Here is a 23,612-nt window from a genome sequence, read left to right as displayed (position 1 = left end):
AACGAACGTGGCCCAGACAAAGATTGCCGTCATCGGCGGATCGGGAATTTATGACATCGATGGGCTGGAAACGCCGCAATGGGTTACCGTGGAAACGCCTTGGGGCGCGCCGTCCGACCAGATCCTGACCGGGACACTGGACGGCATCGAGATGGCCTTTCTGCCCCGCCACGGGCGCGGGCATGTGCATTCGCCGACCGAGGTGCCCTATCGCGCCAATATCGACGCGCTGAAACGGCTGGGGGTCACCGATGTGATCTCGGTTTCGGCCTGCGGCTCCTTCCGCGAACACATGGCCCCAGGCGATTTCGTGGTCGTCGATCAGTTCATCGACCGCACCTTCGCCCGCGAGAAAAGCTTTTTCGGCACCGGCTGCGTCGCCCATGTCAGCGTGGCCCATCCGACCTGCCCACGCCTGGGCGATGCCTGTGAATCCGCCGCCCGTGCGGCCGGCATCACCGTGCATCGCGGCGGCACCTACCTGGCGATGGAAGGGCCGCAATTCTCGACGCTGGCGGAATCGAAGATGTACCGCGAGCAGTGGGGCTGCGACGTGATCGGCATGACCAACATGCCCGAGGCCAAACTGACCCGCGAGGCCGAGCTTTGCTATGCCTCGGTGGCGATGGTCACCGACTATGACAGCTGGCACCCCGATCACGGCGAAGTGGACGTGACCGCGATCATCGCGACGCTGAGCGGCAACGCCGAGAACGCGCGCGCCTTGGTCAAAGGCCTGCCCGCCCTGCTGGGGGCAGACCGCACCCCCTGCCCGCATGGCTGCGACCGTGCGCTGGACCACGCGATTTTGACGGCCCCGGAAAAGCGCGACCCGCAAGTGCTGGCCAAGCTGGATGCGGTGGCGGGCCGGGTATTGTAGGCGGCCTTGACGGCCACGTGTTTTCTTAGGCTAGCTGCTGCGGATTTGACGGAGTTGGATGATGGATTTTGAACTTTGGCTGGCCTTTGTCGCCGCCTCGACCGCCCTTCTGCTGATACCGGGCCCGACGGTCCTGCTGGTGCTCAGCTATGCGCTGTCCAAAGGGCGCAGCGTGGCCGTGGCCTCGGCCACGGGGGTTGCGCTGGGGGACCTGATTGCCATGACCGCCTCGTTGCTGGGGCTTGGGGCGCTGGTGCTGGCGTCGGCCACGCTGTTTTCGGTGCTGAAATGGGTGGGAGCCGCCTATCTGGTCTGGCTGGGCATCAAGCTGCTGCGCAGTGCGCCGTCCGGCGGGATGCAGGCAGTTGCCACCGGGCGCGACGTCACCGCGCGCGGCGTGTTCGGCCATGCGGCCGCTGTTACTGCGCTGAACCCGAAATCCATCGCCTTCTTCATCGCCTTCGTGCCGCAATTTCTGCGCCCGGCCGAGCCGCTGGGCCCGCAGTTCGCGATCCTGATTGCGACTTTCGTGGGATTGGCCGGGCTGAACGCGCTGGCCTATGCGCTGCTGGCCGACCGGCTGCGCCGCGTAATCGGCCGCCCCGGCATCATCACCGGCATGACCCGTTTCGGAGGGTTGACCCTGATCGGAATGGGCGTGGCCACGGCGGTACTGCGCCGCCCGGCCTGAAAGCAGTCAGGTCCCGGCGTTCTCGGCCATGAATGCGCGAATGAACTTGCGGATCTCGCGCGCGGCCGAGGTGTCGAGATCGCGGCACAGCGCAACGAACGCGTCGCGTTCGTCCTTGTCCAGGCGCAGAACCAGCTGGCTGTTCTTTTTTGTGGATCCCTTGAGGTCGGCCTTGGCCACGGCTGTCATCCTTGTTCTGGGCCTGCATCAGCGCGTGGCACCTTCTATAGACAAAGCGCATCGCTTGTCGATACCCGCAGCCCCCCAAGGGCGGGTGATCCGGGCGCATCTGTTCCGCAGCAAATACGCGCAGGCAGGCAACCGTGGCTTGCATGACTGGCCGTGATACGCCAAACACCGCCGTGTTTTGACGCAAGAAGGGTTGCCCCATGTCCAGAAGCAAAACGGTCAAGGATTACATTCGGACCATCGTCGATTTCCCCCACGAAGGGATCATGTTCCGCGACGTGACGACCCTGTTTGCCGATCCCCGCGGGTTTCGCATGGCCATCGACCAGATGCTGCACCCCTATGCCGGCGAGCGCATCGACAAGGTCGTGGGGCTCGAGGCGCGCGGTTTCATCCTGGGGGGCGCAATCGCGCACCAACTGAGCGTGGGCTTTGTCCCGATCCGCAAGAAGGGCAAACTGCCGGGCACCACGATCAGCGAGGAATACAAGCTGGAATACGGCGAGGCCATCGTCGAGATCCACGATGACGCGATCCAGCCCGGCGAAAAGGTTCTGGTGGTCGATGACCTGCTGGCCACCGGCGGCACTGCCGCAGCAGGCATCAAGCTGATCGAACGTCTGGGTGGCGAGATCGTCAGCTGCGCCTTCATCATCGACCTGCCCGAGCTGGGTGGCCGGAAGGTGCTCGAGGACATGGGCATGGACGTCCATGTCCTGTGCGAATTCGAAGGGCTGTGAACAGACAACGGTCACGATTTCGTGACTTGTCGCTGGAAATGCCGCGCGCTTAGCGCGGCGTCGTTCGTTTTCCAGTCGGTTTTTTTGTCCCCGACGCGTGATCTCCTTCCGGCATGTCCCCGTATCGCCCCTGATGTCGCCGATGACATCCTCAACAAGGGAAGTAGATCATGTTTCGCAAATTCGCTGTTGCCGGTGTCGCCAGTATCCTGTTTTCGACCGCTGCCATTGCCGACGGCCACGGCAAGGACATTGTGGACACCGCTGTCGGAGCCGGCAGCTTCAACACTCTGGTTGCAGCCGTACAGGCCGCCGAGTTGGTTGACACGCTGAAGGGCGAAGGCCCATTCACCGTTTTCGCGCCCACGGATGAAGCCTTTGCTGCTCTGCCCGAAGGCACCGTGGAAACGCTGCTGAAGCCCGAGAACAAGGACCAGCTTGTGGCGATCCTCACGTATCACGTGGTTCCGGGCAAGGTGATGTCGGGTGATCTGTCCGACGACATGACCGCCGCCACCGTCCAGGGTGGAGAGATCACAATCGACCTCGACAACGGTGTCATGGTCAATGACGCAAATGTCGTTCAGGCAGACATCGAAACCAGCAATGGCGTGATCCACGTCATCGACAAGGTTATCCTGCCCGAGTCGTAAAGATCGCATCGCTGCGGCCCGGAGCGTCCGGGCCGCACTCACACATCTGACAGAACGGCACCGGGGTTCATGATCCCGAGCGGGTCCAAGGCAGCCTTGATGGCGCGCATGGCCGACAGTTTGGCCGGATCACCATAGCGTTCCAGATCGCCGGTCTTCAAACGGCCCACCCCATGCTCGGCACTGACCGATCCCTCAAACTCATGCACGAGGTCATGGACCGCGCGCTTGATCTCGGCGCGCCGGTCATCAAACTCGCCCCGGTCGTGGCCTTTGGGCGGGAAGACGTTGTAGTGCAGGTTACCGTCCCCCAGATGACCAAAGCAGTTCACCCGGAACGGTCCAAGGGCGGCAATCGCCTGGCCGCCTTGCCGGATGAAGTCGGGGATCCGCGAAATCGGAACCGAGATATCGTGGCTGGACACCGAACCTATCAGCCGGTTTGCCTCGGGGATGCGTTCGCGCACCGACCACAGCGCGTCGCGCTGCGCGGCGCTCTGGGCGATGACGCCGTCCGACACCAGACCACGCGCCTCCGCTGCCACGAACAAGGATTCCAGCGCCGCCTCGGGCTCGTGCCCCGCCGGCAATCCCAGCTCGATCAGGACCGACCATTCCGGCGGTGTGTCAAAGGGTTGCCGCACGTCCGGCAAGACCTCTGCCAGAAAATCCAGCCCCTGTCTGTGGATCAGTTCGAATGCGCTGACGGTTTCGCCCAGATGGTCCCGGGCCAGGGCCAGCAGGTCGATCGCCGCTTCGGGACTGGCCACCTGAAAGATCGCCGTGCCCAGCCCGGCAGGACGCGGGAACAGTTTGAGCGAGGCGGCGGTGATAACCCCCAGCGTGCCCTCGGACCCGATCAGCAGGTTGCGCAGGTCATAACCGGTGTTGTCCTTTCGCAGCCGCCCCAGCCCGTGCCAGATCTCGCCGTTGGGCAGAACCGCCTCGAGCCCGAGGCACAGATCCCGCGCATTGCCATAGCGCAGGACGTTGACGCCCCCTGCATTGGTAGCCAGGTTTCCCCCGATCCGGCATGACCCCTGCGCCGCCAGCGACAACGGAAACAACCGATTGGCCGCCTCGGCCGCGGCCTGAATGTCGGCCAGCACCGCACCAGCCTCGGCGATCAGGATGTTTTCGGTCGGGTAAACGGCCCGGATCGCGCGCATCCGCTCGAGCGTCAGGATCAGGGGCGCGGGGCCATCCGCCATGACCTGCCCGCCCACAAGACCGGTGCCGCCACCGTATGGCACCACCGGGACGCGGGCCTCGGACGCCAATCGCACCAAGGCTGCGACCTGCTCAACCGTGCGGGGCAAGGCCAGCAGACCCGCCTGCCCGACAAAGCGGCGGCGCGGCTCGTCCAGATAGCGCGGCTCGACCGGGCGCAGAATATCGTCACCCAGGCGGGCGCGGATGGTTTCGGCAAAGGTTTCGTCGGCAGGGTTCAAATGCATGCCCTCTGCATGCCCAAGCCCGCGGCGCACGGCAAGGCTTATTCCAGTTCCATCAGGTATTGCGGCTCGAGCACTACCACCGTCGGGCGGTCCGGGAGGGTCCGCAGGGACACTTCGATCTCCGAAACCCCATCCCGGCGCACCGGGAAGTCGGATCGGATATCGGCCAGGAACCGGTCCAGCGAATAGCCCGAGAACCAGTGCATCGGAATGATGACCGAGCTTTTCAGCCGCTGCAGGACCGAGATCATCTCGGGCAAGGGCATGGTCGTGCCCCCGTCTACCGCCGCCATGACCACGTCCAGCCGCCCAAGGGCGGCGAATTGCGCGTCGGACGGCACATGGTGCAGATGTCCCAGATGGCCGATGCACAGGCCTTCGACCTCGAACACAAAGATCGAGTTCCCGCGCTCTTCCACCCCAACGTAAGCAGACCGGATGTCGGTCGAGACGTTGCGCACCAGCAATTCGCCCAGATCCAGATAGTGTTCGATGCCCTGCCCGAACTCACCCCACCCCGGCAGCACATGAGGAATGGCCGGATCGGGATAGGCGGTCCAATGGGTGTCATGGGCGTGGTTCATCGTCACGATGTCGGGGATCAGGTCCGCGCCGCCGATGAACCCGGTGAAATCAGTCACGGCATTCAGCCCGCCGGGTGTCTGGATCAGAAAGGACGCATGCGCGACATAGCTGATCCGGACCGAGAATTCGGGCACCGGATCCTGCCACGCCGCCTTGTGCAGATATTCGATGCCGGGGGTGTTCTGGGCGATGGCGATGCAATGACTCGGCCGACGCTCCTGCGCCGCCGCCGTCCCTGCCAGAAAGATCAAACCCGCCAAAATACTCCGCATGACGGGAAGTCTAGCGCATCGGCGCCTCGAGTCACGTCACGGGGCCCAGATTTCGGAAACAGGCCCGCCCGGATCAGGGCCGAACGGGCGCCCTAGCCCGCGTCCGTCCGCCCGCGCCGGTCCGATCGCAGCGACGCATAGAGCACATGCGTCCGCCAACGCCCGTTGATCTGCAGATAGGATTGCGCCACGCCCTCGTATTTGAACCCCGAACTTTCCAGAAGCCCGCGAGAGGCGGCGTTTTCCGGCAGACAGGCGGCCTCGATCCGGCTCAGGTCCAGCCGGGTAAAGGCGTAATGCACCACGGCGCCGATGGCCTCGCGCATGTAACCCTGCCGGGCAAAGGCCTGCCCGGTCCAATAGCCCAGCGTTCCGGCCTGCGCCGGCCCCCGGCGGATGTTGTCCAGCGTGATGGCGCCCACCAGCATGTCATCGGTTCTGCGGAACAGGAACAGCGGAACCGCCGTGCCATTGGCCACCGAGCGTTGCGCCCAGTAGACACGGTTGGTGAAGGATTTGCGGGTCAGATGGTCCTTGGCCCAGATCGGCTCCCACGGGGTCAGATACTCGCGCGAGGCCAGCCGCAGCGCGGCCCAGTCGTTGAAGTCGGAATGCACGGGCGGGCGCAAGCTCAACCGCTCGGTCTCGAGTTTCAGCCTGCGTCTGCCCAACAGCATCACGCCGCGCGCCTCTCCTGCAGCCTCTCCAGTGTCGGCGCACCCCCCACAGGCCCGTAAAGCGCCAGCGCCGCCGGGGCCTGAACCGCCATCTTCTCGGCGAAGGCGCGGACGTCTGCAGTGCTGACCGCGTCGATCTTGGCCACGGTTTCCTCAAGCGGCGGAACACGGCCCCAGATCTGCACCAGTCGGGCCAGACGCTCGGCCCGGTTCGAGGGGCTTTCCAGCCCCATCAGCATCCCGGCCTTCATCTGCGCCCGGGCCCGGGCAACCTCCTCGGGGCTCATGTCCTCGGCGGCACGCTTCATCTCGTCGATGGTGATGGTGGCCAGTTCGCCCACCTGATCGGCCGAGGTGCCGGCATAGATCGTGGTCGTTCCCGTGTCGGCATAGGCGCCGGTCTGGGCAAAGATCGTATAGCACAGCCCGCGGGTCTCGCGCACTTCCTGGAACAGGCGCGAGGACATGCCGCCACCCAGCGCGGTCGAATAGATCTGCGCGGTATAGATCTCGTCATCGCGATAGCCCGGGCTTTCCAGCGCCAGTGCGAAATGCGCCTGCTCCAGCGCCTTGTCCCGCCGCGCCTCGCCGCCGGTGAACCGGGCGGGTTCCGGCAGCAGCCCCTTGCGGGGTTGCAGATGGCCGAACATCTCTTCTGCCAGCTTCATCAGCTGGTCATGATCGACGGCACCTGCCGCCGACAGGATCATCTGGTCGGGCGCATAATGCTCGGCCACGAAGGCCGACAGGTCGTCGCGCGAAAAGGCGCTGACCCGTTCGGATGGGCCAAGGATGGGGCGGCCCAGCGGTTGGTCGCGATAGCTCTGTTCCTGCAGCCAGTCAAAGATCACGTCATCGGGCGTGTCATGCGCCTGGCCGATTTCCTGCAGGATCACGCCGCGCTCGACTTCGATTTCGCGCGGATCGAAGACGGGGTTCAGAACGATGTCGCCGATCACGTCCATCGCCAGTGCCACGTCATCCTTCAGCACCCGGGCGTAATAGGCCGTCACCTCGCGCGAGGTATAGGCGTTGATATATCCCCCCACATCCTCGATCGCCTCGGCGATCTGCAGGGCCGAGCGCCGCTCGGTGCCCTTGAAGGCCATGTGCTCGAGGAAATGCGCGATGCCGTTCTGTTCGATCCGCTCGTGCCGCCCGCCGGCGGTCACCCAGATTCCGATGGCGGCCGATTGCAGCCCCGGCATCTGCTCGCTGACGATCCGAAAGCCGTTCGTTAGTTGGTCCAGTCTGACAGTCACTCAGCAATGTGCCTTTTGATATGATCCTCGATGGCGCCCAGATCGTTGGCGATGCGGGTCACCCGTTCCGGACGTTCATATAGATCGGACATGCGCGAGGGAAGAGGCGGATGCTCACCGCTGGCCTGCTCGACCGCGGCGGGGAATTTCGCAGGGTGCGCGGTGGCCAGCGTGACCATCGGCACATCGGCGGCACGGGTGTCTTCGGCCACCTTGATGCCCACGGCAGTGTGCGGGCAGACAAGCTCGGCGCTCTGTTCCAGCGTGGATTTGATCGTGGCCAGCGTTTCTTCTTCGGACACACGGCCCGAGTCGAAACTTTCGCGCAGGGCCTCCATCGCGCCTTGGCTGACGTGGAAGCCGCCCTGTTTCAGCTCGTCCATCAACTGCGCCACGGCCCGCCCGTCCTCGCCATAGGCATAGTACAGCGCGCGTTCAAAGTTCGAGCTGACTTGAATGTCCATCGACGGGCTGATCGAGGGGATGGTGTCGCCCTTGAAGTAGCCCTGCCCCGACAAGCAGCGATGCAGGATGTCGTTTTGGTTGGTCGCCACCACCAGACGGTCGATGGGCAGACCCATCCGCTTGGCGATGTAGCCGGCGAAGATGTCGCCGAAATTGCCGGTGGGTACAGTGAAGCTGACCTTGCGGTGCGGCGCGCCCAGGCTGGTCGCGGCCGAGAAATAATAGACCACCTGAGCCAGCACGCGGGCAAAGTTGATCGAGTTCACCCCCGCCAGCTTGACCCCGTCGCGGAAGTCGAAATCGTTGAACATGTCCTTCACGGCGGCCTGACAGTCGTCGAAATCGCCATCGACGGCCAGCGCGTGCACGTTGCTGTCGGCGGGTGTGGTCATCTGCCGGCGCTGCACCTCGGACACGCGACCGTGCGGGAACAGGATGAACACATCGACCGCATCCAGCCCCCGGAACGCCTCGATCGCGGCAGATCCGGTATCGCCGCTGGTGGCGCCCACGATGGTCACACGCTCACCCCGCCGCTTCAGCGCCACCTGAAACAGCTGACCAATCAGTTGCATGGCGAAATCCTTGAAGGCCAGCGTGGGCCCGTGGAACAGCTCCAGCAGAAAGTGGTTCTCGTTCAGCTGCTTCAACGGCGCGCGGGCATCATGACCGAACCCGGCATAGGCGCGGGCAATGATCTCTTTGAATTCGTCCCCGGCGAACGAGCCGCTGACATAGGGCCACATAACGCGGAACGCGATCTCTTCATAGGGCAGCCCGGCCATCGCGGCGATCTCGTCCTGGCTCAGAACCGCGATCTCGGCAGGCAGGTACAGGCCGCCGTCGCGGGCAAGACCGGTCAGCATCGCCTCTTCAAAGCTCAGTTCGGGCGCCTGCCCGCGGGTCGAGATATATTTCATTGCGCGTCACTTTCTGATGGGGCGCGGCCGCGCCACAGGAAATATCCGGTCATTGCGGCCCAGACCAGCGCCAGGCCGAACCATGTCACCGCGTATTGCAGATGGTCATTGGGAATACCCGCCGTATCCACCGGCAGCGGCGTGATGGCGGGATCGGTCTGGCTGCGGGCAACCAGAAGGATCGGCTCGGCCCCAAGCGCATCGGCCAGCGCGGGTACATCGCGGGCAAACCAGATGTTGCCCGCCCGGTCCGGATCGGGGGTATAGCCGTCGATCTCATCGGGCCAATGCAGATTTCCGACAACCTGCGTGGGGCCGATCTGGCGTTCGGCCTGCTTGGCCGTTGTGGGCACAAAACCCCGATCCACCAGGATCGTACGATCACCGGTTCGGAAAGGCGCTATGATCCGATAGCCCGGCCCGACCTGTTTGACCGAAACCAGCACATGGATTTCGCCGGGCAGCATCTCGCCCGATACCTCTACGGGCAGATAGCGGTCGGCTTCGGGATCGACCGCCTCGGGCAGCGGCACCGGATAGGCGGCGATCCGGGCTTCGATATCGGCCAGAATGCCCTCTTTCCACGCCAGACGCTGAACCTGCCAAGTGCCCAGAGACACAAGAACCGCCAGCCCGGCGAGCCCGAAAATCAGCAGAAACAGGATGCGGCGCATGTCTGGCCCTTGTTGCGTGTCATAGCGGCTCGGGGTCAAGCCGGCGTCTTGTTACGGTCTGTGCGCAAGGAAATGCAACCTTGCAATTGTAAGGGGCGCAATCCCTTGCGCACCTGATCGAGAAAAAGCCGCCCAGAAGGGCGGCTTTTGCAATTCGACAGCCTTGCGCGACGTCACATCAGAGGTGCCTGACCCCAAATGTAAACGGCGAAGAACAGGAACAACCAGACAACGTCGACAAAGTGCCAGTACCATGCGGCCGCCTCGAACCCGACGTGTTTCTCCGGGGTAAAGTCGCCACGCAGCGCGCGGATCAGACAGACCGTCAGAAAGATGGTGCCGATGATCACATGTGCGCCGTGGAAGCCGGTTGCCATGAAGAAGTTCGAGTAGAACTGATCGCCGCCGAACTCCCACCCTTCGTGGGCCAGTAGTTCGTAGTATTCGAAGGCCTGCAGGAAGGTGAAGGCGATACCCAGGACGATACCGATCGCGAGACCCTGAATCAGCGCCTTGCGGTCGTTGTCGTGGACCAGCGCGTGGTGCGCCCAAGTGATCGCACAGCCCGATAGCAACAGAACCAGAGTGTTGATCAGCGGCAGGTGGAACGGGTCCACCGCGTGGATGTCAGGCTGGATGTATTCGGTACCGGCATAGTCGTACATCGGATACATGCGATGTTTGAAGAACGACCAGAACCAGGCAAAGAAGAACATCACCTCGGACATGACGAACAGGATGAACCCGTAGCGCAGTCCGATCCGGACGACCGGAGTGTGATCACCCGCGCGGCTTTCGGCCACGACCTCGGACCACCAGGCAAACATCGTGTAGAGTACCGCCACAAGACCACCCCAGAACACGAAGGAGGTCATGCCGTGCATCCACAAGACGGCTCCGAACAGCATGACGAAGCCACCGATCGCGCCGATCAGCGGCCAGATCGAAGGTGCCAGAATGTGGTAATCGTGGTTTTTTGCGTGTGCCATCAGCGTCCCTCACCTACAGGCGTTAGTTCGTGTTTGTTTCTGCCTGCGCATCCAGGGCGGCATAGCCCTCGGGCAGGTCTATTTCATAGAATGTATACGACAGCGTGATCGTATGAACATACTGTGCTTCGGGGTCTTCCACCATTTCGGGGTCGACGAAGAAAGTTACGGGCATCTCGACCCGCTCGCCAGGCTCCAGAACCTGCTCTTCAAAGCAGAAACAGGCGATCTTCTGGAAGTATCCGCCGGCGGAATAGGGCGTCACGTTGTACGACGCCTGCCCCGCAACCGGCTTGTCCGTCGGGTTGTATGCTTCGTAGAAGGCCAGACCGGTCTCGCCGATGCGTACCTTCATCTCGCGCTCGACGGGTTTGAACTCCCACGGCATGTCTTTGGCCTTGGACGCGTCGAAGCGAACGGTCACCACCCGGTCGAGGATATCGTCGGGCGTGGCCTCGGCCACGCCGGTGGTGCCCCCGAACCCGGTGACCCGGCAGAACCAGTCGTAGAACGGTACGGCCGCCCAGGCCAGGCTGCCCATCAGAACAACCAGACCAACGGTCTGCGCGACGGTCTTCTGCGGTCCGCTCAAAGCCATCAGTTCTGAAACTCCTCGCTGGGCACGCCGAAATCGCTGCCCGAGACCTTTACGATGGTCAGGCCGAAAATAATCACGATGAACGCCGCCAGAGTCAGCCCAACACCCAGGTTGCGGCCAAAACGACGCTGGTGCAGTTCATGGCTTTTGCGCAGGCTCATGACCAGCCTCCCAACCCGTAAGGTTTCAGCAGCGCCTCGGCGAGGATTGCGCCAAAATGCAGGAACAGGTACAGCAGCGACAGCTTGAAAAAGCTGCGCTCAACCTTGAAATTGTCCGCCTCCGCGTCATCCTCGGTGCGGCGCGAGATGGCCCATGCCCCCCGCAGGAACAGAGCGTTCAACACCACGGCCACAGCCAAGTAAATCGGCCCACCGATACCCGAGAACGCGGTGCCCACGGCCAGCAGAGCCAGCAATGCGGTATAGACCAAGATATGGGTCCGCGTGGCGCGGCGTCCATGCGTTACAGTCAGCATCGGCACGCCCGCGTCGTCATAATCCGAGCGCATGAACAGCGCCAGCGCCCAGAAATGCGGCGGGGTCCACATGAAGGTCAGGGCAAACATCAGCCACGCCTCAAGCGTCATCGAACCCGTGGCCGCCACCCATCCGATTACCGGCGGGAAGGCGCCCGCAGCGCCACCGATCACGATGTTCTGCGGCGTCAGCCGCTTGAGCCACATCGTGTAGATCACGACATAGAAAAAGATGGTAAAGGCCAGAAACGCGCCCGCGAACCAGTTGGTCGCCAAGCCCAGCATGATCACCGACAGGCCCGACAGGGCCAGGCCCAGCGCCATCGCCTCGCCGGGCTCAACCTTGCCCGATGGGATCGGACGGCCCTTGGTGCGCTTCATAACCTTGTCGATATCCGCGTCCCACCACATGTTCAGCGCGCCCGAGGCGCCACCGCCGATGGCGATGAACAGGATGGCGCAGAAGCCGACGAACGGATGTACCGGCACAGGGGCGGCCAGCAGACCCACCAACGCGGTGAACACGACAAGCGACATCACCCGCGGCTTGAGCAGGGCGAAATAGTCGCCAAAGCCGGCCTCGTCCGCACGGGATTGTGCGGCAAGTGTGCTGGCATTGATGCTCGCGTCGGTCATGTCAGGTCCTTGTGGTGCGAAAGCTGCGCGATACCCGCGCAGCCTGTCCTTGGTTTCTATCGGGCCTCAGGCCCCGGGATCGTCAGTTCGAGGCGATCTGGAACGACGCCGGCTGGCCAGCGTATTCGTCCAACGCGCCCTGCAGCCATTCCTGATAGGCTTCTTCGCTGACGACTTTGACAGTGATCGGCATATAGGCGTGGTCCTTGCCGCACAGCTCGGAGCACTGGCCAAAGTAGATGCCTTCCTTGTCGGCCTGGAACCACAGCTCGGCCAGACGGCCCGGAACGCCGTCCTGCTTGACGCCAAACGCGGGGATCGTCCACGAGTGGATCACGTCAGCCGCGGTGACCTGCATCACAACCACCTTGTTGACGGGAACCACGACAGCTGTGTCGGTGGCCAGCAGCCACTCATCCTCGCTGTAGCCGGCATCGGCCAGCTTGGCGCGCATCGCATCGTCCAGAACGAACGGGGTTACATCCGCATCGGCGGGGCGTGCACCCTCGTCCAGAGTGGCAGGGTGACCCAGCAGATAGCTGTCGAACGCAAAGTCGTGATCAACATATTCATAGGTCCAGTACCACTGGTTGCCGATCACCTTGATGACGACATCACCCTCGGGGATTTCCTGCTGTTTGAACAGCACCGGCAGCGAGAACGCACCGATGAAGACCAGGATCAGGATCGGGCCGATGGTCCAGGCGATCTCGACCGGAGTGTAGTGCGAGAACCGCGCCGGGGTCGGGTTTACACGCTGGTTGTAGCGCACGATGCAGTATACCAGCAGGCCTGCGACCAGCAGACAGATCGCGGTGATGATAACCAGAATCATACCATCAAGGCGGTGAATCCCTTCGGCCAGGCTGGTGGCCGCCGGCTGGAAGCCCATGCCGCCGTCGACCGGCTTGCCGATGATCTCAAGATCCTGAGCCATGGCGGGAAGGCTGGAGAGGGCTGCGAACACCCCCGAAAGCATCAAAGCATTCTTCATTTTCTGTCCTGATCGTTTGATCTTTGCGTCTCTGGCGAACAGGTGTGAATCGGTCACACCTCTCCCGTTGTCTTTGGCCGCGTTAAAAACCATATTCCGGGAGGTAGATAAAGCAAAATGCTTGCGTCAAACAGACGCTATTTTTGATCTGGATCAAACGCGAAAGGCCGCAACCCATGACTCAAGCCCCGTTTCGCCCGTTCGAGACCGCATTGCCGCATGACGAGGCACTGGCCGTACTGCGCTCGGCCACCGCTGGGGCCGAAGACGGCGAGCTGTTTGTAGAGCGTCGGAAATCCGAAACACTTGCCTTTGACGATGGGCGCCTGCGCACCGCATCCTACGATGCGTCCGAGGGATTCGGGCTGCGTGCCGTGCAGGGTGATGTGGCCGGTTATGCCCACTCGACCGATGTATCAATGCCCTCGCTGAAACGTGCTGCGGAAACCGCCCGGCTGGCGGTTGGTGACGGCGGCGGCACTTTGGCCGACGCGCCAAGGCGCACAAACAAGCAGCTTTATACGGATGCAGACCCGATCGAATCCGCCAGCTTCCCGGTCAAGGTCGAGACTCTGCGCGAAATCGACGGATTTGCGCGCGATCTGGACCCCAGGGTGGTCCAAGTCAGCGCCGTGATCGCCGCGTCCGTGCAAGAGGTCGAGATCCTCCGCCCGGATGGCACCATGGTACGCGACGTTCGTCCGATGACCCGCCTGAACGTGTCGGTCATCGTCGAACAGAACGGTCGGCGCGAAAGCGGATCGGCCGGCGGTGGCGGCCGCGTTGGTCTGGACGGCCTGATTGACCCGTCCGATTGGCAGGATAAGGTCCGAGAGGCGCTGCGCATTGCTTTGGTCAACCTTGATGCCGTTCCCGCTCCGGCCGGCGTGATGGAAGTTGCACTGGGCCCCGGCTGGCCCGGCATTTTGCTGCACGAGGCCATCGGGCATGGCTTGGAAGGAGACTTTAACCGCAAGGGGAGTTCGGCCTTTGCCGGGCTGATGGGGCAGCGGATCGCCTCCAAGGGCGTGACCGTGGTGGATGACGGAACGATCCCGGATCGTCGCGGATCGATCACCGTGGATGACGAGGGAACGCCCAGCTCGCGCACCGTGCTGATCGAAGACGGCATCCTGACCGGCTACATGCAGGACCGCCAGAATGCGCGCCTGATGGGGGTATCCCCCACCGGTAACGGGCGGCGGCAAAGCTATGCGCACAAACCTATGCCGCGCATGACCAACACGATCATGCTGGGCGGCGATGCTAACCCGGCGGACCTTGTTGCCGAAATCAAGGATGGCATCTGGGCCGTAGGTTTCGGCGGCGGCCAGGTCGACATCACCAACGGCAAATTCGTGTTCAGCTGCACCGAGGCCTATCGGGTCGTGAACGGCAAGATCGGCGCGCCGGTCAAGGGCGCAACGCTGATCGGCGACGGTCCTTCAGCGCTGAAACGTATCCGGGGCCTGGGCAACGACATGGCTCTGGATCCCGGCATGGGAACCTGCGGCAAGGACGGTCAGTGGGTGCCTGTGGGTGTGGGGCAGCCTACGGTGCTGATGGAGGGGCTGACGGTCGGAGGATCCGCCGCTTGATACGAATCGTGTGCTTGCGGCCGGCACCATGGTTAATCCGTGCTGCCGGCCCGGCGGGAATGAACCGTAGCGCATCAAAAATGACCGTCTGAGAAAAGTTATTACCTTCAAAGGTTTGCGCGCCTATTTCGCGAAGCCCACGCTGGAACACGCTAAAATTTTCTGCGATTCACAAGCTGTTAACCCGTCACGCCGTAAACCAGTTCTGCAATCAGGCGGAGCGACGGATGACCGAAGAGCAGCTTTCTTCCAATCACCCCCCACTCCCACCCACCACGGAAGAGGACCGGTTTTCCTGGCTTCGCCTGTTGCGCTCGCGCAAGGTTGGCCCGGCAACATTCCGGCGCCTGATGCACGAACATGGCTCGGCGCAGAATGCGCTGGCCGCGTTGCCGGAATTGGCACGCGCTGCCGGAATTGCAGGGTATGAAATATGCCCGCCCGGCGTCATCGAGGCGGAACTCAAGGCCGCAAAAGCCGCAAAAGCGCGGCTTTTGTGCCTTGGGGCCGCCGACTATCCAACCGCGCTGACCGATCTGAACGATGCCCCTCCTATGCTTTGGGCAGTAGGCGACGTGTCGGTGCTTCAGCGCCCGATGATCTCGCTTGTCGGCGCCCGCAACTGTTCGTCCTTGGGAACCAGGATGGCGCGGGCTCTGGCAGGTGGCCTGGGTGAGAGTGGCTACGTAGTCGTCTCCGGCTTGGCCCGCGGTGTTGACACCGCCGCGCATCTGGCCACGCTGCAAACGGGAACCGTTGCGGTCATGGCCGGTGGCGTCGACATCATCTATCCGGCGGAAAACAAGGAACTGGCCTGCAACATCGCGACCAAAGGGCTGCGCATCTCCGAACAACCAATGGGCGTGACCCCGCAGGCCCGCCACTTTCCTCGCCGCAACCGGATCATATCGGGTCTGTCTCAGGCCGTCGTCGTCGTCGAGGCTGCCGCCAAGTCCGGCAGCCTCATCACGGCGCGCGACGCACTGGATCAGGGACGCGAGGTTCTTGCCGTGCCCGGCCATCCGTTCGACGCCCGCGCCGCCGGATGCAATCTTCTGATCCGTGAAGGCGCCACACTGGTGCGCTGCGTGCAGGATGTAATCGACGCCCTGCCCCCGCAGCCGCGCAGAGCGTCCGAACCTGCCCCCGACACGGCGCCCGTCGCGCAGACAATCACTCCTCCCGAGGCGCTCCACGCCCGAATCCTGGAACGGTTGGGGCCTTCGCCTTTGGCCGAGGACCAGTTGATCCGGGATGTTGATGCGCCCGCCAGCGTGATCGGCCCCGCTTTGATCGATCTGGAGCTGGACGGATTGATCCGTCGCCAGCCGGGCGGGTTGCTGAGCCTCGCCGTGTGATCTGCCGAGGTGGTTCCAACCCGGGCAGACCGTCTCAATTTGGCCGGATTTCGGGCCTTTCAGACTGTGCATTGACAAATCCATCTTGCCCTACACATTTTGCACGGCCATAGAAGGCGCCCAATCCGTCGAGCGAGGTTTTTAACTAAATGCCTGTAGTTGTTGTAGAATCCCCGGCCAAAGCAAAAACGATCAATAAATACCTTGGCCCCGACTACACGGTCCTGGCCTCTTACGGACATGTTCGCGACCTGCCTCCGAAGGATGGATCGGTGGATCCCGACCACGAGTTTTCGATGACTTGGGAGGTCGGTGCCGACAGCCGCAAACACGTCAAGGCCATCGCCGACGCGCTCAAGGATGACAACGCGCTGATCCTGGCAACCGACCCCGACCGCGAGGGCGAGGCGATCAGTTGGCACCTGCAGGAGGCGCTGACCAAACGCCGCTCGATCAAGAAGGATACGGCCGTCAGCCGGGTGACCTTCAACGCCATCACCAAGGATGCGGTGACCAAGGCGATGCAGAACCCGCGCGAGGTGGACATGCCGTTGGTCGAGGCGTACCTCGCCCGGCGCGCGTTGGACTATCTGGTCGGCTTCAACCTGTCGCCGGTTCTGTGGCGCAAGCTGCCCGGCGCGAAATCGGCCGGGCGCGTGCAATCGGTCTGCCTGCGCCTGATCGTCGAGCGCGAGATGGAGATCGAGGCCTTCAAGCCCGTGGAATACTGGTCGGTCAAGGCGCTGTTCGAAACGCCGCGCGGCCAGACCTATGAAGCACGACTGGTCACGCTGGCCGGCAAAAAGCTGGACAAACATGACATCGCCAACGCCACCCAGGCTGAACTGGCGGTGCAGGCCATCACCAGCCGCGCGCTGAGCGTGACCTCGGTCGAAGCGAAGCCAGCCGCGCGCAATCCCAGCGCCCCGTTCATGACCTCGACCCTGCAGCAGGAAGCCAGCCGCAAATTTGGCATGGGCGCCCGCCACGCGATGCAGGTGGCCCAGCGTTTGTACGAGGCCGGGCACATTACCTATATGCGAACTGACGGCATCGACATGGCCCCCGAGGCCGTCGCCGCCACGCGGGACGCGATCAAGGACCGGTTCGGTGCCGAATACGTGCCGGACAGCCCGCGCATGTACAAGAACAAGGCCAAGAACGCGCAGGAAGCGCACGAATGCATCCGGCCCACGGACATGAGCAAAGATGCGGCCGCCCTGAAACTGTCGGATGACGATCAGCGCAAGCTGTACGATCTGATCTGGAAGCGCACGATCGCCTGCCAGATGGCTGCCGCGCGGCTGGAACGCACCACCGTCGAAATCGGCAGCGATGACGGCCAGGTGGGCCTGCGCGCCACCGGTCAGGTCGTGCTGTTCGACGGCTTCATGCGCGTCTACGAGGAAGGCCGCGACGATGTCGAGGACGAGGATGACAAGCGCCTGCCCCAGATCATGCAGGGTGATCCGGCGCGCTTTGCCAAGACCACGCTGAAGGATCAGTTTGACAAGGCCACCGCCGACGGCGCGGACAAGAAAGCCATCCTGTCGGACAACGAGGCGGTTCTGGCGCTGCAACACCACACCCAGCCGCCGCCGCGCTATACCGAGGCGACCCTGGTCAAACGGATGGAGGAACTGGGCATCGGACGACCCTCGACCTATGCCTCGATCGTCACCACGATTCAGGACCGCGGTTACGTCCGCAAGGACAAGAACCGCCTGATCCCCGAGGAAAAGGGCCGGATCGTCACGATCTTCTTGTTGAATTTCTTCCGTCAGTACGTGGGTTACGAATTCACCGCCAACCTCGAAGAACAGCTGGACGAGGTGAGCGACGGCGCCCGCGACTACAAGGACCTGCTCTCCAAGTTCTGGCGCGATTTCTCGGCCGCGATCGCCGAGACGTCCGAGCTGCGGATCTCGGAGGTGCTCGACAAGCTGGACGAGGCGCTGGCCCCACAGCTGTACCCCCCGCGCGAGGATGGTTCTGATCCGCGCATCTGCCCCAAATGCGGGGTCGGACGGCTGCACCTGAAAACCTCGCGGACCGGCGGGTTCGTGGGCTGCGGGAACTATCCGGAATGCAACTATACCCGCCCCATCGCTGGCGAAGGCGCCGAGGGCGAAGAACGCCTGCTGGGCATGGATGGCGAGGATGAGATCTGGTTGAAATCCGGTCGGTTCGGCCCCTATGTCCAGCGCGGCGAAGCCACGCCCGAGAACAATAAACCGCCACGCGCCTCTTTGCCCAAGGGTTGGAGCAAGGACGACATGGACCTTGAGAAGGCGCTGATCCTACTGAGCCTGCCGCGCGAGATTGGCGAACACCCCGAGGGCGGTGTGATCAGCGCCAATTTCGGGCGCTTCGGTCCCTATATCATGCACCAGCTGCCGGATGAGGCGAAGCCTGTCTATGCCAACCTTAAGGATCCCAACGACGTATTCGAGATCGGCATGAACCGCGCCGTCGAACTGTTGGCGGAAAAGCGCGCCAACCCCGGGCGGCGTGGACGGGCTGCGGCCAAACCGCTGAAGGAACTGGGCGAGCATCCCGATGGCGGTGCGATCCAGGTTCTGGACGGGCGCTATGGGCCTTATGTGAAGTGGGAAAAGGTCAACGCGACCCTGCCCAAGGACATCAAGCCCGAGGATGTGACGCCCGAAATGGCGGTGGAACTGGTCAATGAGAAGGCGGCCAAGAAAGGCACCCGCAAAAAGGCCGCGCCCAAGAAGAAAGCCGGCTGATCCAGGCCCCCGCGGGCGGTTAGGTAGAAATACCACCCGCCTGCGGGTTTCATTGACTTCCCAATGACGTGGCGGCACAACCTGCCCATCACCATGTCATTGGGGGAGTTTTCCATGAAGAAAGTCTATGCCAATGCCACCGAGGCCCTCGATGGGATACTTCGGGATGGCATGCTGATCGCGGCCGGCGGGTTCGGCCTGTGCGGCATTCCCGAATTGCTGCTGCAAGCGATCAAGGAGTCGGGCGTGAAGGATCTGACCTTTGCCTCGAACAACGCGGGCGTCGACGATTTCGGCATCGGCATCCTGCTGCAGACGCGGCAGGTCAAGAAGATGATCAGCTCGTATGTCGGTGAGAACGCCGAATTCATGCGCCAGTACCTGTCGGGCGAGCTTGAGCTGGAATTCACCCCGCAGGGAACCCTGGCCGAGCGCATGCGCGCCGGTGGCGCGGGCATCCCGGGCTTCTACACCAAGACCGGCGTCGGCACCGTGATCGCCGAGGGCAAGGAGCACAAGGAGTTCAACGGCGAGACCTACATCCTCGAGGAAGGGATCTTTGCCGATCTGGCCATCGTCAAGGCATGGAAGGCCGACGACACCGGCAACCTGGTGTTCCGCAAAACCGCCCGCAACTTCAACGTGCCGGCGGCGACCTGCGGCAAGATCTGCGTGGCCGAGGTCGAAGAGATCGTACCGCGCGGCTCGCTGGATCCCGACTGTATCCACCTGCCCGGCATCTATGTGCACCGGGTCATCCAAGGTCAGCACGAGAAGCGCATTGAACAGCGCACCACCCGCAAGAAGGAGGAAGCGTAATGCCCTGGGACCGCAATCAGATGGCCGCGCGCGCGGCCGAGGAACTGGAAGACGGCATGTATGTGAACCTCGGCATCGGGATTCCGACGCTGGTGGCGAACTATGTGGGCGACAAGGACATCACCCTGCAATCGGAAAACGGCATGCTGGGCATGGGCCCCTTCCCCTATGAGGGCGAAGAGGACCCGGACCTGATCAACGCCGGCAAGCAGACCATCACCGAACTGCCCCGCACCGCCTATTTCGACAGCGCCACGTCTTTTGCCATGATCCGCGGCGGCAAGATCGCGGCGGCAATCCTGGGCGCGATGGAGGTCGACGAGAAAGGCGATCTGGCCAACTGGATGATTCCGGGCAAGCTGGTCAAGGGCATGGGCGGCGCGATGGACCTGGTGGCCGGCGTCGGACGGGTCATCGTGGTGATGGACCACACCAACAAGCACGGCGACAGCAAAGTGCTGAAGGAATGCACCCTGCCGCTGACCGGCAAGGGCGTGGTTGACCGCATCATCACCAACCTGGGCGTGCTGGACGTGGTCGAAGGCGGCCTGAAAATCGTCGAACTGGCCGATGGCGTCAGCGAAGAAGAGATGCGCGCGGCGACCGAGGCGACCATCGTCAGCTGACTGCTGAGCAAACGGAGAAACCGCAAGGCCCGCCATTCGGCGGGCCTTTTTCAATTCATTGACTGAAAGACGCACCCGTCGGAAATCAGCATCGGCGGAGTGGCGCACAACGCTCGGGCCACCTGGAAGGCGGCAAGAACCTTGGGGACATAGTCCCGCGTTTCAGCATAAGGCGGAACACCATTGTGCTTTCGCACCGCGCCTTCACCGGCGTTGTATCCCGCCAGGACGAGAATCGGGTCGTCGTTGAATTCACCCATCAGCCAATCCAGGTATTTCACGCCGCCGGCGATATTCTGTTCCGGCAACATGCTGTCGGTCACGCCGAACCGCTTGGCCGTGGCAGGCATCAGTTGCATCAAACCCTGTGCTCCGGCCGAGCTGACGGCAGTGGGGCGACCGCCTGATTCCACGGACATGACCGCAAGGACCAGCGCTGGCGACACTTTTGTTCCTACAGTCGTACGGAGAATATCGACCCCGCGCTGCTCGACGATCTTTTGGAGGTTCTGCAGCCGCGGAGATGAAATCTGGGTCGCCGCCAGAGCCTGCAGGGCTTCGTCAAGGCGGCCAGGGCCGGCTCGAGTCATATCCGGCGATACCTTGTCCCAGAACGCCTTGTACGCGCCCTCGGGGGTCTTTTTGTTCATTATGTCCGGAAAGGCCGCCGGAGGGACTTTGGTCCGGGCTATGATATCGGGCACGACCAAATCGGGGCCCGTGCTGGGCGCTGAAGGTGCTGATGCGTGTTCTTGCGGACTGATCTGAACCGTCACTCGCGGGCGTTCCCCCGCCTTGGGAGCCTTGATCCGTTTGTATACGCCGCGTGGCTCGATATCCGCGGCAGGTGCCGGAGCCGCCACGGCAACCAGCAACGCCAAAACGCCGGCGCATGTCAGTGCGTCCCGGAAAACCATTTCTGCCTGCCTCATCTGTTCTTTTGAGTTGATTTGATACGCGAATCTTCCCGCAAGGCCAGAAAAACAAAGCGAATTGGGGCGGTTTTGCCTCATTTGGCGCAATTTTGCACCGCCGAAACAGCGTGGCGGGTTAGTGTCAAAAATTTTTTGTTTTTTATTTCAATAGGTTACCAGATTAGTGACCAAAAAGTTAAGCCTGAGGCAAAAAATTCGTTGTTTGGCCCAATTCCTGCCACGCACGAGGGGCAAACATAGTGCCATACCGAGACGGTCATGAGCCGACTGAGAGATGAAGCTCTGAAAGACCCCGAGGTTTTATTGACTTTTTGATCCTTTAGGAGGGACGTAACATGATCAAGTTCATCAAGAACTTCCGCAAAGACGAAGACGGCGCCGTAACTGTTGACTGGGTCGTTCTGACCGCAGCCGTTGTTGGCCTGGCAGCCGTTGCTTACCAGCAGATCGAAGGCGGCGCGACCGGCCTGGCAACCGACGTTTCCAGCGCCCTGACCAGCGCAACGATCAGCACCGGTTCGAACACGGCAGCTGGTGGTATCACCTCCGCTGGCAGCAACTAAGCTGACTTCATCCCAATCGGGATACAAGGCCGCGCCTGAGGGCGCGGCCTTTTCCTTTGAAGCAAGACACACGCTGCGCATCGGATTTCGGGCGCCGGGCCAAGCATGGCCCACGTTTGGCCCAATTTCCGCCACGGAGACCGCGTTTAAGTCTTTGATAACTAGTATTTAGGTGCCCGCGAGAATTCTGGTCGCCATCAGAAACCGGAACTGGGCGGAATCACTCTGTCAGGAGGGACGCGAAATGATCAAGTTCATCAGGAACTTCAAAAAAGATGATAGCGGTGCGATCACCGTCGACTGGGTGGTCCTGACCGCAGCCGTCACCGGCCTGGCAGCGATTGCCTACGCTTTGATCCAAGGTGGGACCGAGGGCTTGGCTGACGATGTTGAGGCGGCCCTTTCCGACTCGGCAATCAGCATCAGCACCGGCGACAGCAACACGGCCGTTGGCGGGATCATCACCGGTGGATCGAACGGATCCGGCGGCAACTGATTTTCGGGAACTTGGCCAACCGGCCACATGACAACCGCGCCAGCCGGGCGCGGTTGTTCGCGTTTGCCCCCTGCCTTCTCCGCACCGCACAACCCATGCTGGGATACAGCAGACGCCACGTCACGAGATGCTCGTTCGCAACGTTCTGTGCCAATAAAACAACGAAAAATATCCATTTGTCCCACATTTCGACACAATTCCGATTTAGGAAATATGCTGTTTCAATGTCCTGCCCGGACCGGTACAGGTCCGGCCAGAGCAATAAAGAGGTATACGCATGCGAGCTGTATTTGGTCTTGTCCTGATCGTCGGGGTCGCCCTGGCTGGCGGTGCGGTCTATATGGCCCGCAACTATATTGCCGAGTATCAGAACGCCTTGGCGCGTGAACGGCAGATGGCCGAAGAGGCCCTTGCCAACGCCAAGGTCGACGTCGTTCCGACCGTCGGCGTGATCGTATCTGAACGTCCGCTTAAATACGGCGAGCGCCTGACCCAAGAAGATGTGCGCGTCGTGGAATGGCCTGAGAATGCGGTTCCGGAAGGTTCGTTCACCGATATTACGGCTCTGTTCCCGGAAACCGGCAACAATGAACGCTTTGTTCTGCGCACCATGGAAAAGGACGAGGCCATCATGGAGGTCAAGATCACCCGGCCGGGTGAGCTGGCCGGCCTGACCTCGCGTCTCGAAAAAGGTATGCGCGCGTTCGCCATCAGTGTCGATGTCGCCTCGGGCGTTTCGGGCTTTCTTCGCCCCGGCGACGTTGTTGACGTGTACTGGACCGGATCGCTGCGCAGCGCGGTCGAAGGGGCAAACGGGGAAATCACCCGCTTGATCCAGACCAATATCGAATTGATTGCCGTCGATCAGACGGCGGGATCGGATGTCACCGGCACGACCATTGCCCGGACCGTCACCGTTGCCGCCACGCCGGAACAGATCGCGGCCCTGGCGCAGGCGCAAAACACCGGACGCCTGTCTCTGGCCTTGGTCGGGGTTCAGGATGAAACCATCGCAAGTGCGATCGAAGTTGACCAACGCAAACTGTTGGGAATCGAAGAAGCAGCCCCCGCACCGAAGAAAGAGGCAGAGAAGGTCTGCACCATCCGGACTCGCCGCGGCGACCAGATCGTCGAGACCCCGATCCCCTGCACAAACTGACGCCCATTCAGAGCGTTACCATGCCCGAGCCGCGCATAATGCGCGGCTCGTTTCGTTTGGGTTGTTGCGCATTGTCCACATAAGGAAAATTCCAGAAACCCTTGATTATTGCAATAAATCCGGAATTCGCGCAGAGTTCGACACATAG

25 protein-coding genes are annotated in these 23,612 nt (G+C 62.3%); 12 read left to right on the top strand and 13 right to left on the bottom strand.

Annotation, left to right across the window (positions count from 1 at the left end; translation table 11 throughout):
• The first annotated feature begins 7 nt into the window (after positions 1–7).
• Positions 8–880 carry an S-methyl-5'-thioadenosine phosphorylase gene (locus ACR3EL_RS04280; RefSeq protein ID WP_170337545.1) on the top strand — a complete coding sequence of 291 codons (873 nt, stop codon included), beginning with the start codon at positions 8–10 and terminating at the stop codon, positions 878–880.
• A 61-nt stretch (positions 881–941) separates the two neighbouring features.
• Entirely contained in the window at positions 942–1,571 is a 630-nt protein-coding gene (locus tag ACR3EL_RS04275) for a LysE family translocator (RefSeq protein ID WP_040634229.1), read from the top strand.
• Between the two features lie 6 nt (positions 1,572–1,577).
• On the opposite strand, the gene ACR3EL_RS04270 is transcribed toward ACR3EL_RS04275, so the two are convergent.
• Positions 1,578–1,760, bottom strand: a complete 183-nt coding sequence (locus ACR3EL_RS04270) for a hypothetical protein (protein ID WP_170337544.1) — start codon at positions 1,758–1,760, stop codon at positions 1,578–1,580.
• Between the two features lie 200 nt (positions 1,761–1,960).
• Here ACR3EL_RS04270 and ACR3EL_RS04265 point away from each other — a divergent pair, with 200 nt between their 5' ends.
• Together ACR3EL_RS04265 and ACR3EL_RS04260 are read left to right on the top strand one after the other, a co-directional pair.
• Positions 1,961–2,500 (top strand): adenine phosphoribosyltransferase, encoded by a 540-nt coding sequence (locus ACR3EL_RS04265; RefSeq protein ID WP_093962739.1) that lies wholly within the window; start codon positions 1,961–1,963, stop codon positions 2,498–2,500.
• Positions 2,501–2,670: 170 nt separating this feature from the next.
• A complete protein-coding gene (locus tag ACR3EL_RS04260; RefSeq protein WP_170337543.1) occupies positions 2,671–3,153 on the top strand; it encodes a fasciclin domain-containing protein in 483 nt (160 codons plus the stop codon).
• 38 nt (positions 3,154–3,191) lie between these two features.
• Here ACR3EL_RS04260 and ACR3EL_RS04255 read toward each other — a convergent pair whose 3' ends face one another.
• The 11 genes from ACR3EL_RS04255 to coxB form a co-directional block, all read right to left on the bottom strand.
• A complete protein-coding gene (locus ACR3EL_RS04255; RefSeq protein ID WP_480720563.1) occupies positions 3,192–4,610 on the bottom strand; it encodes an FAD-binding oxidoreductase in 1,419 nt (472 codons plus the stop codon).
• A 38-nt stretch (positions 4,611–4,648) separates the two neighbouring features.
• Positions 4,649–5,467, bottom strand: a complete 819-nt coding sequence (locus ACR3EL_RS04250) for an MBL fold metallo-hydrolase (RefSeq protein ID WP_480720561.1) — start codon at positions 5,465–5,467, stop codon at positions 4,649–4,651.
• 92 nt (positions 5,468–5,559) lie between these two features.
• On the bottom strand, positions 5,560–6,144 hold the full coding sequence (locus tag ACR3EL_RS04245; protein WP_093962743.1) for a GNAT family N-acetyltransferase: 585 nt from the start codon (positions 6,142–6,144) through the stop codon (positions 5,560–5,562).
• On the bottom strand, positions 6,144–7,406 hold the full coding sequence (locus ACR3EL_RS04240; RefSeq protein WP_170337540.1) for a M16 family metallopeptidase: 1,263 nt from the start codon (positions 7,404–7,406) through the stop codon (positions 6,144–6,146). The genes ACR3EL_RS04245 and ACR3EL_RS04240 overlap by 1 nt, the downstream gene beginning before the upstream one ends.
• Positions 7,403–8,791, bottom strand: coding sequence for a threonine synthase (thrC, locus tag ACR3EL_RS04235; protein ID WP_170337539.1), 1,389 nt, complete (start codon positions 8,789–8,791; stop codon positions 7,403–7,405). The genes ACR3EL_RS04240 and thrC overlap by 4 nt, the downstream gene beginning before the upstream one ends.
• Positions 8,788–9,465: an SURF1 family protein gene (locus tag ACR3EL_RS04230; RefSeq protein WP_170339384.1), complete on the bottom strand. Its 678-nt coding sequence runs from the start codon at positions 9,463–9,465 to the stop codon at positions 8,788–8,790. Before ACR3EL_RS04230 ends, thrC begins: the two co-directional genes overlap by 4 nt.
• A 173-nt stretch (positions 9,466–9,638) precedes the next feature.
• Positions 9,639–10,454: a cytochrome c oxidase subunit 3 gene (locus ACR3EL_RS04225; RefSeq protein WP_093962747.1), complete on the bottom strand. Its 816-nt coding sequence runs from the start codon at positions 10,452–10,454 to the stop codon at positions 9,639–9,641.
• 22 nt (positions 10,455–10,476) lie between these two features.
• Entirely contained in the window at positions 10,477–11,052 is a 576-nt protein-coding gene (locus ACR3EL_RS04220; RefSeq protein WP_093962748.1) for a cytochrome c oxidase assembly protein, read from the bottom strand.
• Positions 11,052–11,213, bottom strand: a complete 162-nt coding sequence (locus tag ACR3EL_RS04215) for a hypothetical protein (protein ID WP_170368821.1) — start codon at positions 11,211–11,213, stop codon at positions 11,052–11,054. The genes ACR3EL_RS04220 and ACR3EL_RS04215 overlap by 1 nt, the downstream gene beginning before the upstream one ends.
• Positions 11,210–12,166 (bottom strand): heme o synthase, encoded by a 957-nt coding sequence (cyoE, locus tag ACR3EL_RS04210; protein ID WP_480720557.1) that lies wholly within the window; start codon positions 12,164–12,166, stop codon positions 11,210–11,212. Before cyoE ends, ACR3EL_RS04215 begins: the two co-directional genes overlap by 4 nt.
• Before the next feature lie 82 nt (positions 12,167–12,248).
• Entirely contained in the window at positions 12,249–13,160 is a 912-nt protein-coding gene (coxB, locus tag ACR3EL_RS04205) for a cytochrome c oxidase subunit II (RefSeq protein ID WP_170368823.1), read from the bottom strand.
• 176 nt (positions 13,161–13,336) lie between these two features.
• On the opposite strand from coxB, the gene tldD reads away from it, so the two are divergent.
• The 5 genes from tldD (at position 13,337) to ACR3EL_RS04180 (ending at position 20,311) form a co-directional block, all read left to right on the top strand.
• Positions 13,337–14,758 (top strand): metalloprotease TldD, encoded by a 1,422-nt coding sequence (gene tldD, locus ACR3EL_RS04200; protein ID WP_093963036.1) that lies wholly within the window; start codon positions 13,337–13,339, stop codon positions 14,756–14,758.
• Positions 14,759–14,985: 227 nt separating this feature from the next.
• Positions 14,986–16,116 (top strand): DNA-processing protein DprA, encoded by a 1,131-nt coding sequence (gene dprA / locus ACR3EL_RS04195; RefSeq protein ID WP_170337534.1) that lies wholly within the window; start codon positions 14,986–14,988, stop codon positions 16,114–16,116.
• A gap of 149 nt (positions 16,117–16,265) precedes the next feature.
• Positions 16,266–18,866, top strand: a complete 2,601-nt coding sequence (gene topA / locus ACR3EL_RS04190; protein WP_170337533.1) for a type I DNA topoisomerase — start codon at positions 16,266–16,268, stop codon at positions 18,864–18,866.
• Between the two features lie 114 nt (positions 18,867–18,980).
• Positions 18,981–19,685, top strand: a complete 705-nt coding sequence (locus ACR3EL_RS04185; protein ID WP_040634234.1) for a CoA transferase subunit A — start codon at positions 18,981–18,983, stop codon at positions 19,683–19,685.
• Positions 19,685–20,311 (top strand): CoA transferase subunit B, encoded by a 627-nt coding sequence (locus ACR3EL_RS04180; RefSeq protein WP_170337532.1) that lies wholly within the window; start codon positions 19,685–19,687, stop codon positions 20,309–20,311. The genes ACR3EL_RS04185 and ACR3EL_RS04180 overlap by 1 nt, the downstream gene beginning before the upstream one ends.
• A 50-nt stretch (positions 20,312–20,361) precedes the next feature.
• On the opposite strand, the gene ACR3EL_RS04175 is transcribed toward ACR3EL_RS04180, so the two are convergent.
• The gene (locus ACR3EL_RS04175; protein ID WP_170339382.1) at positions 20,362–21,228 is read right to left on the bottom strand and encodes a lytic transglycosylase domain-containing protein; all 867 of its coding nucleotides are present in this window, start codon (positions 21,226–21,228) and stop codon (positions 20,362–20,364) included.
• A gap of 353 nt (positions 21,229–21,581) precedes the next feature.
• On the opposite strand from ACR3EL_RS04175, the gene ACR3EL_RS04170 reads away from it, so the two are divergent.
• From ACR3EL_RS04170 to cpaB, 3 genes are all read left to right on the top strand, one after another.
• The gene (locus tag ACR3EL_RS04170; RefSeq protein ID WP_480720552.1) at positions 21,582–21,809 is read left to right on the top strand and encodes a Flp family type IVb pilin; all 228 of its coding nucleotides are present in this window, start codon (positions 21,582–21,584) and stop codon (positions 21,807–21,809) included.
• Between the two features lie 244 nt (positions 21,810–22,053).
• Positions 22,054–22,305: a hypothetical protein gene (locus tag ACR3EL_RS04165; protein ID WP_170337531.1), complete on the top strand. Its 252-nt coding sequence runs from the start codon at positions 22,054–22,056 to the stop codon at positions 22,303–22,305.
• 277 nt (positions 22,306–22,582) lie between these two features.
• A complete protein-coding gene (gene cpaB / locus ACR3EL_RS04160) occupies positions 22,583–23,464 on the top strand; it encodes a Flp pilus assembly protein CpaB (protein WP_480720549.1) in 882 nt (293 codons plus the stop codon).
• The last annotated feature ends 148 nt before the right edge of the window (positions 23,465–23,612 follow it).

It is taken from the genome of Ruegeria sp. BJ3 (assembly GCF_056535665.1).
Note: the sequence above shows the minus strand (reverse complement) of the source record. Positions and strands in the feature narration are given on the sequence as shown.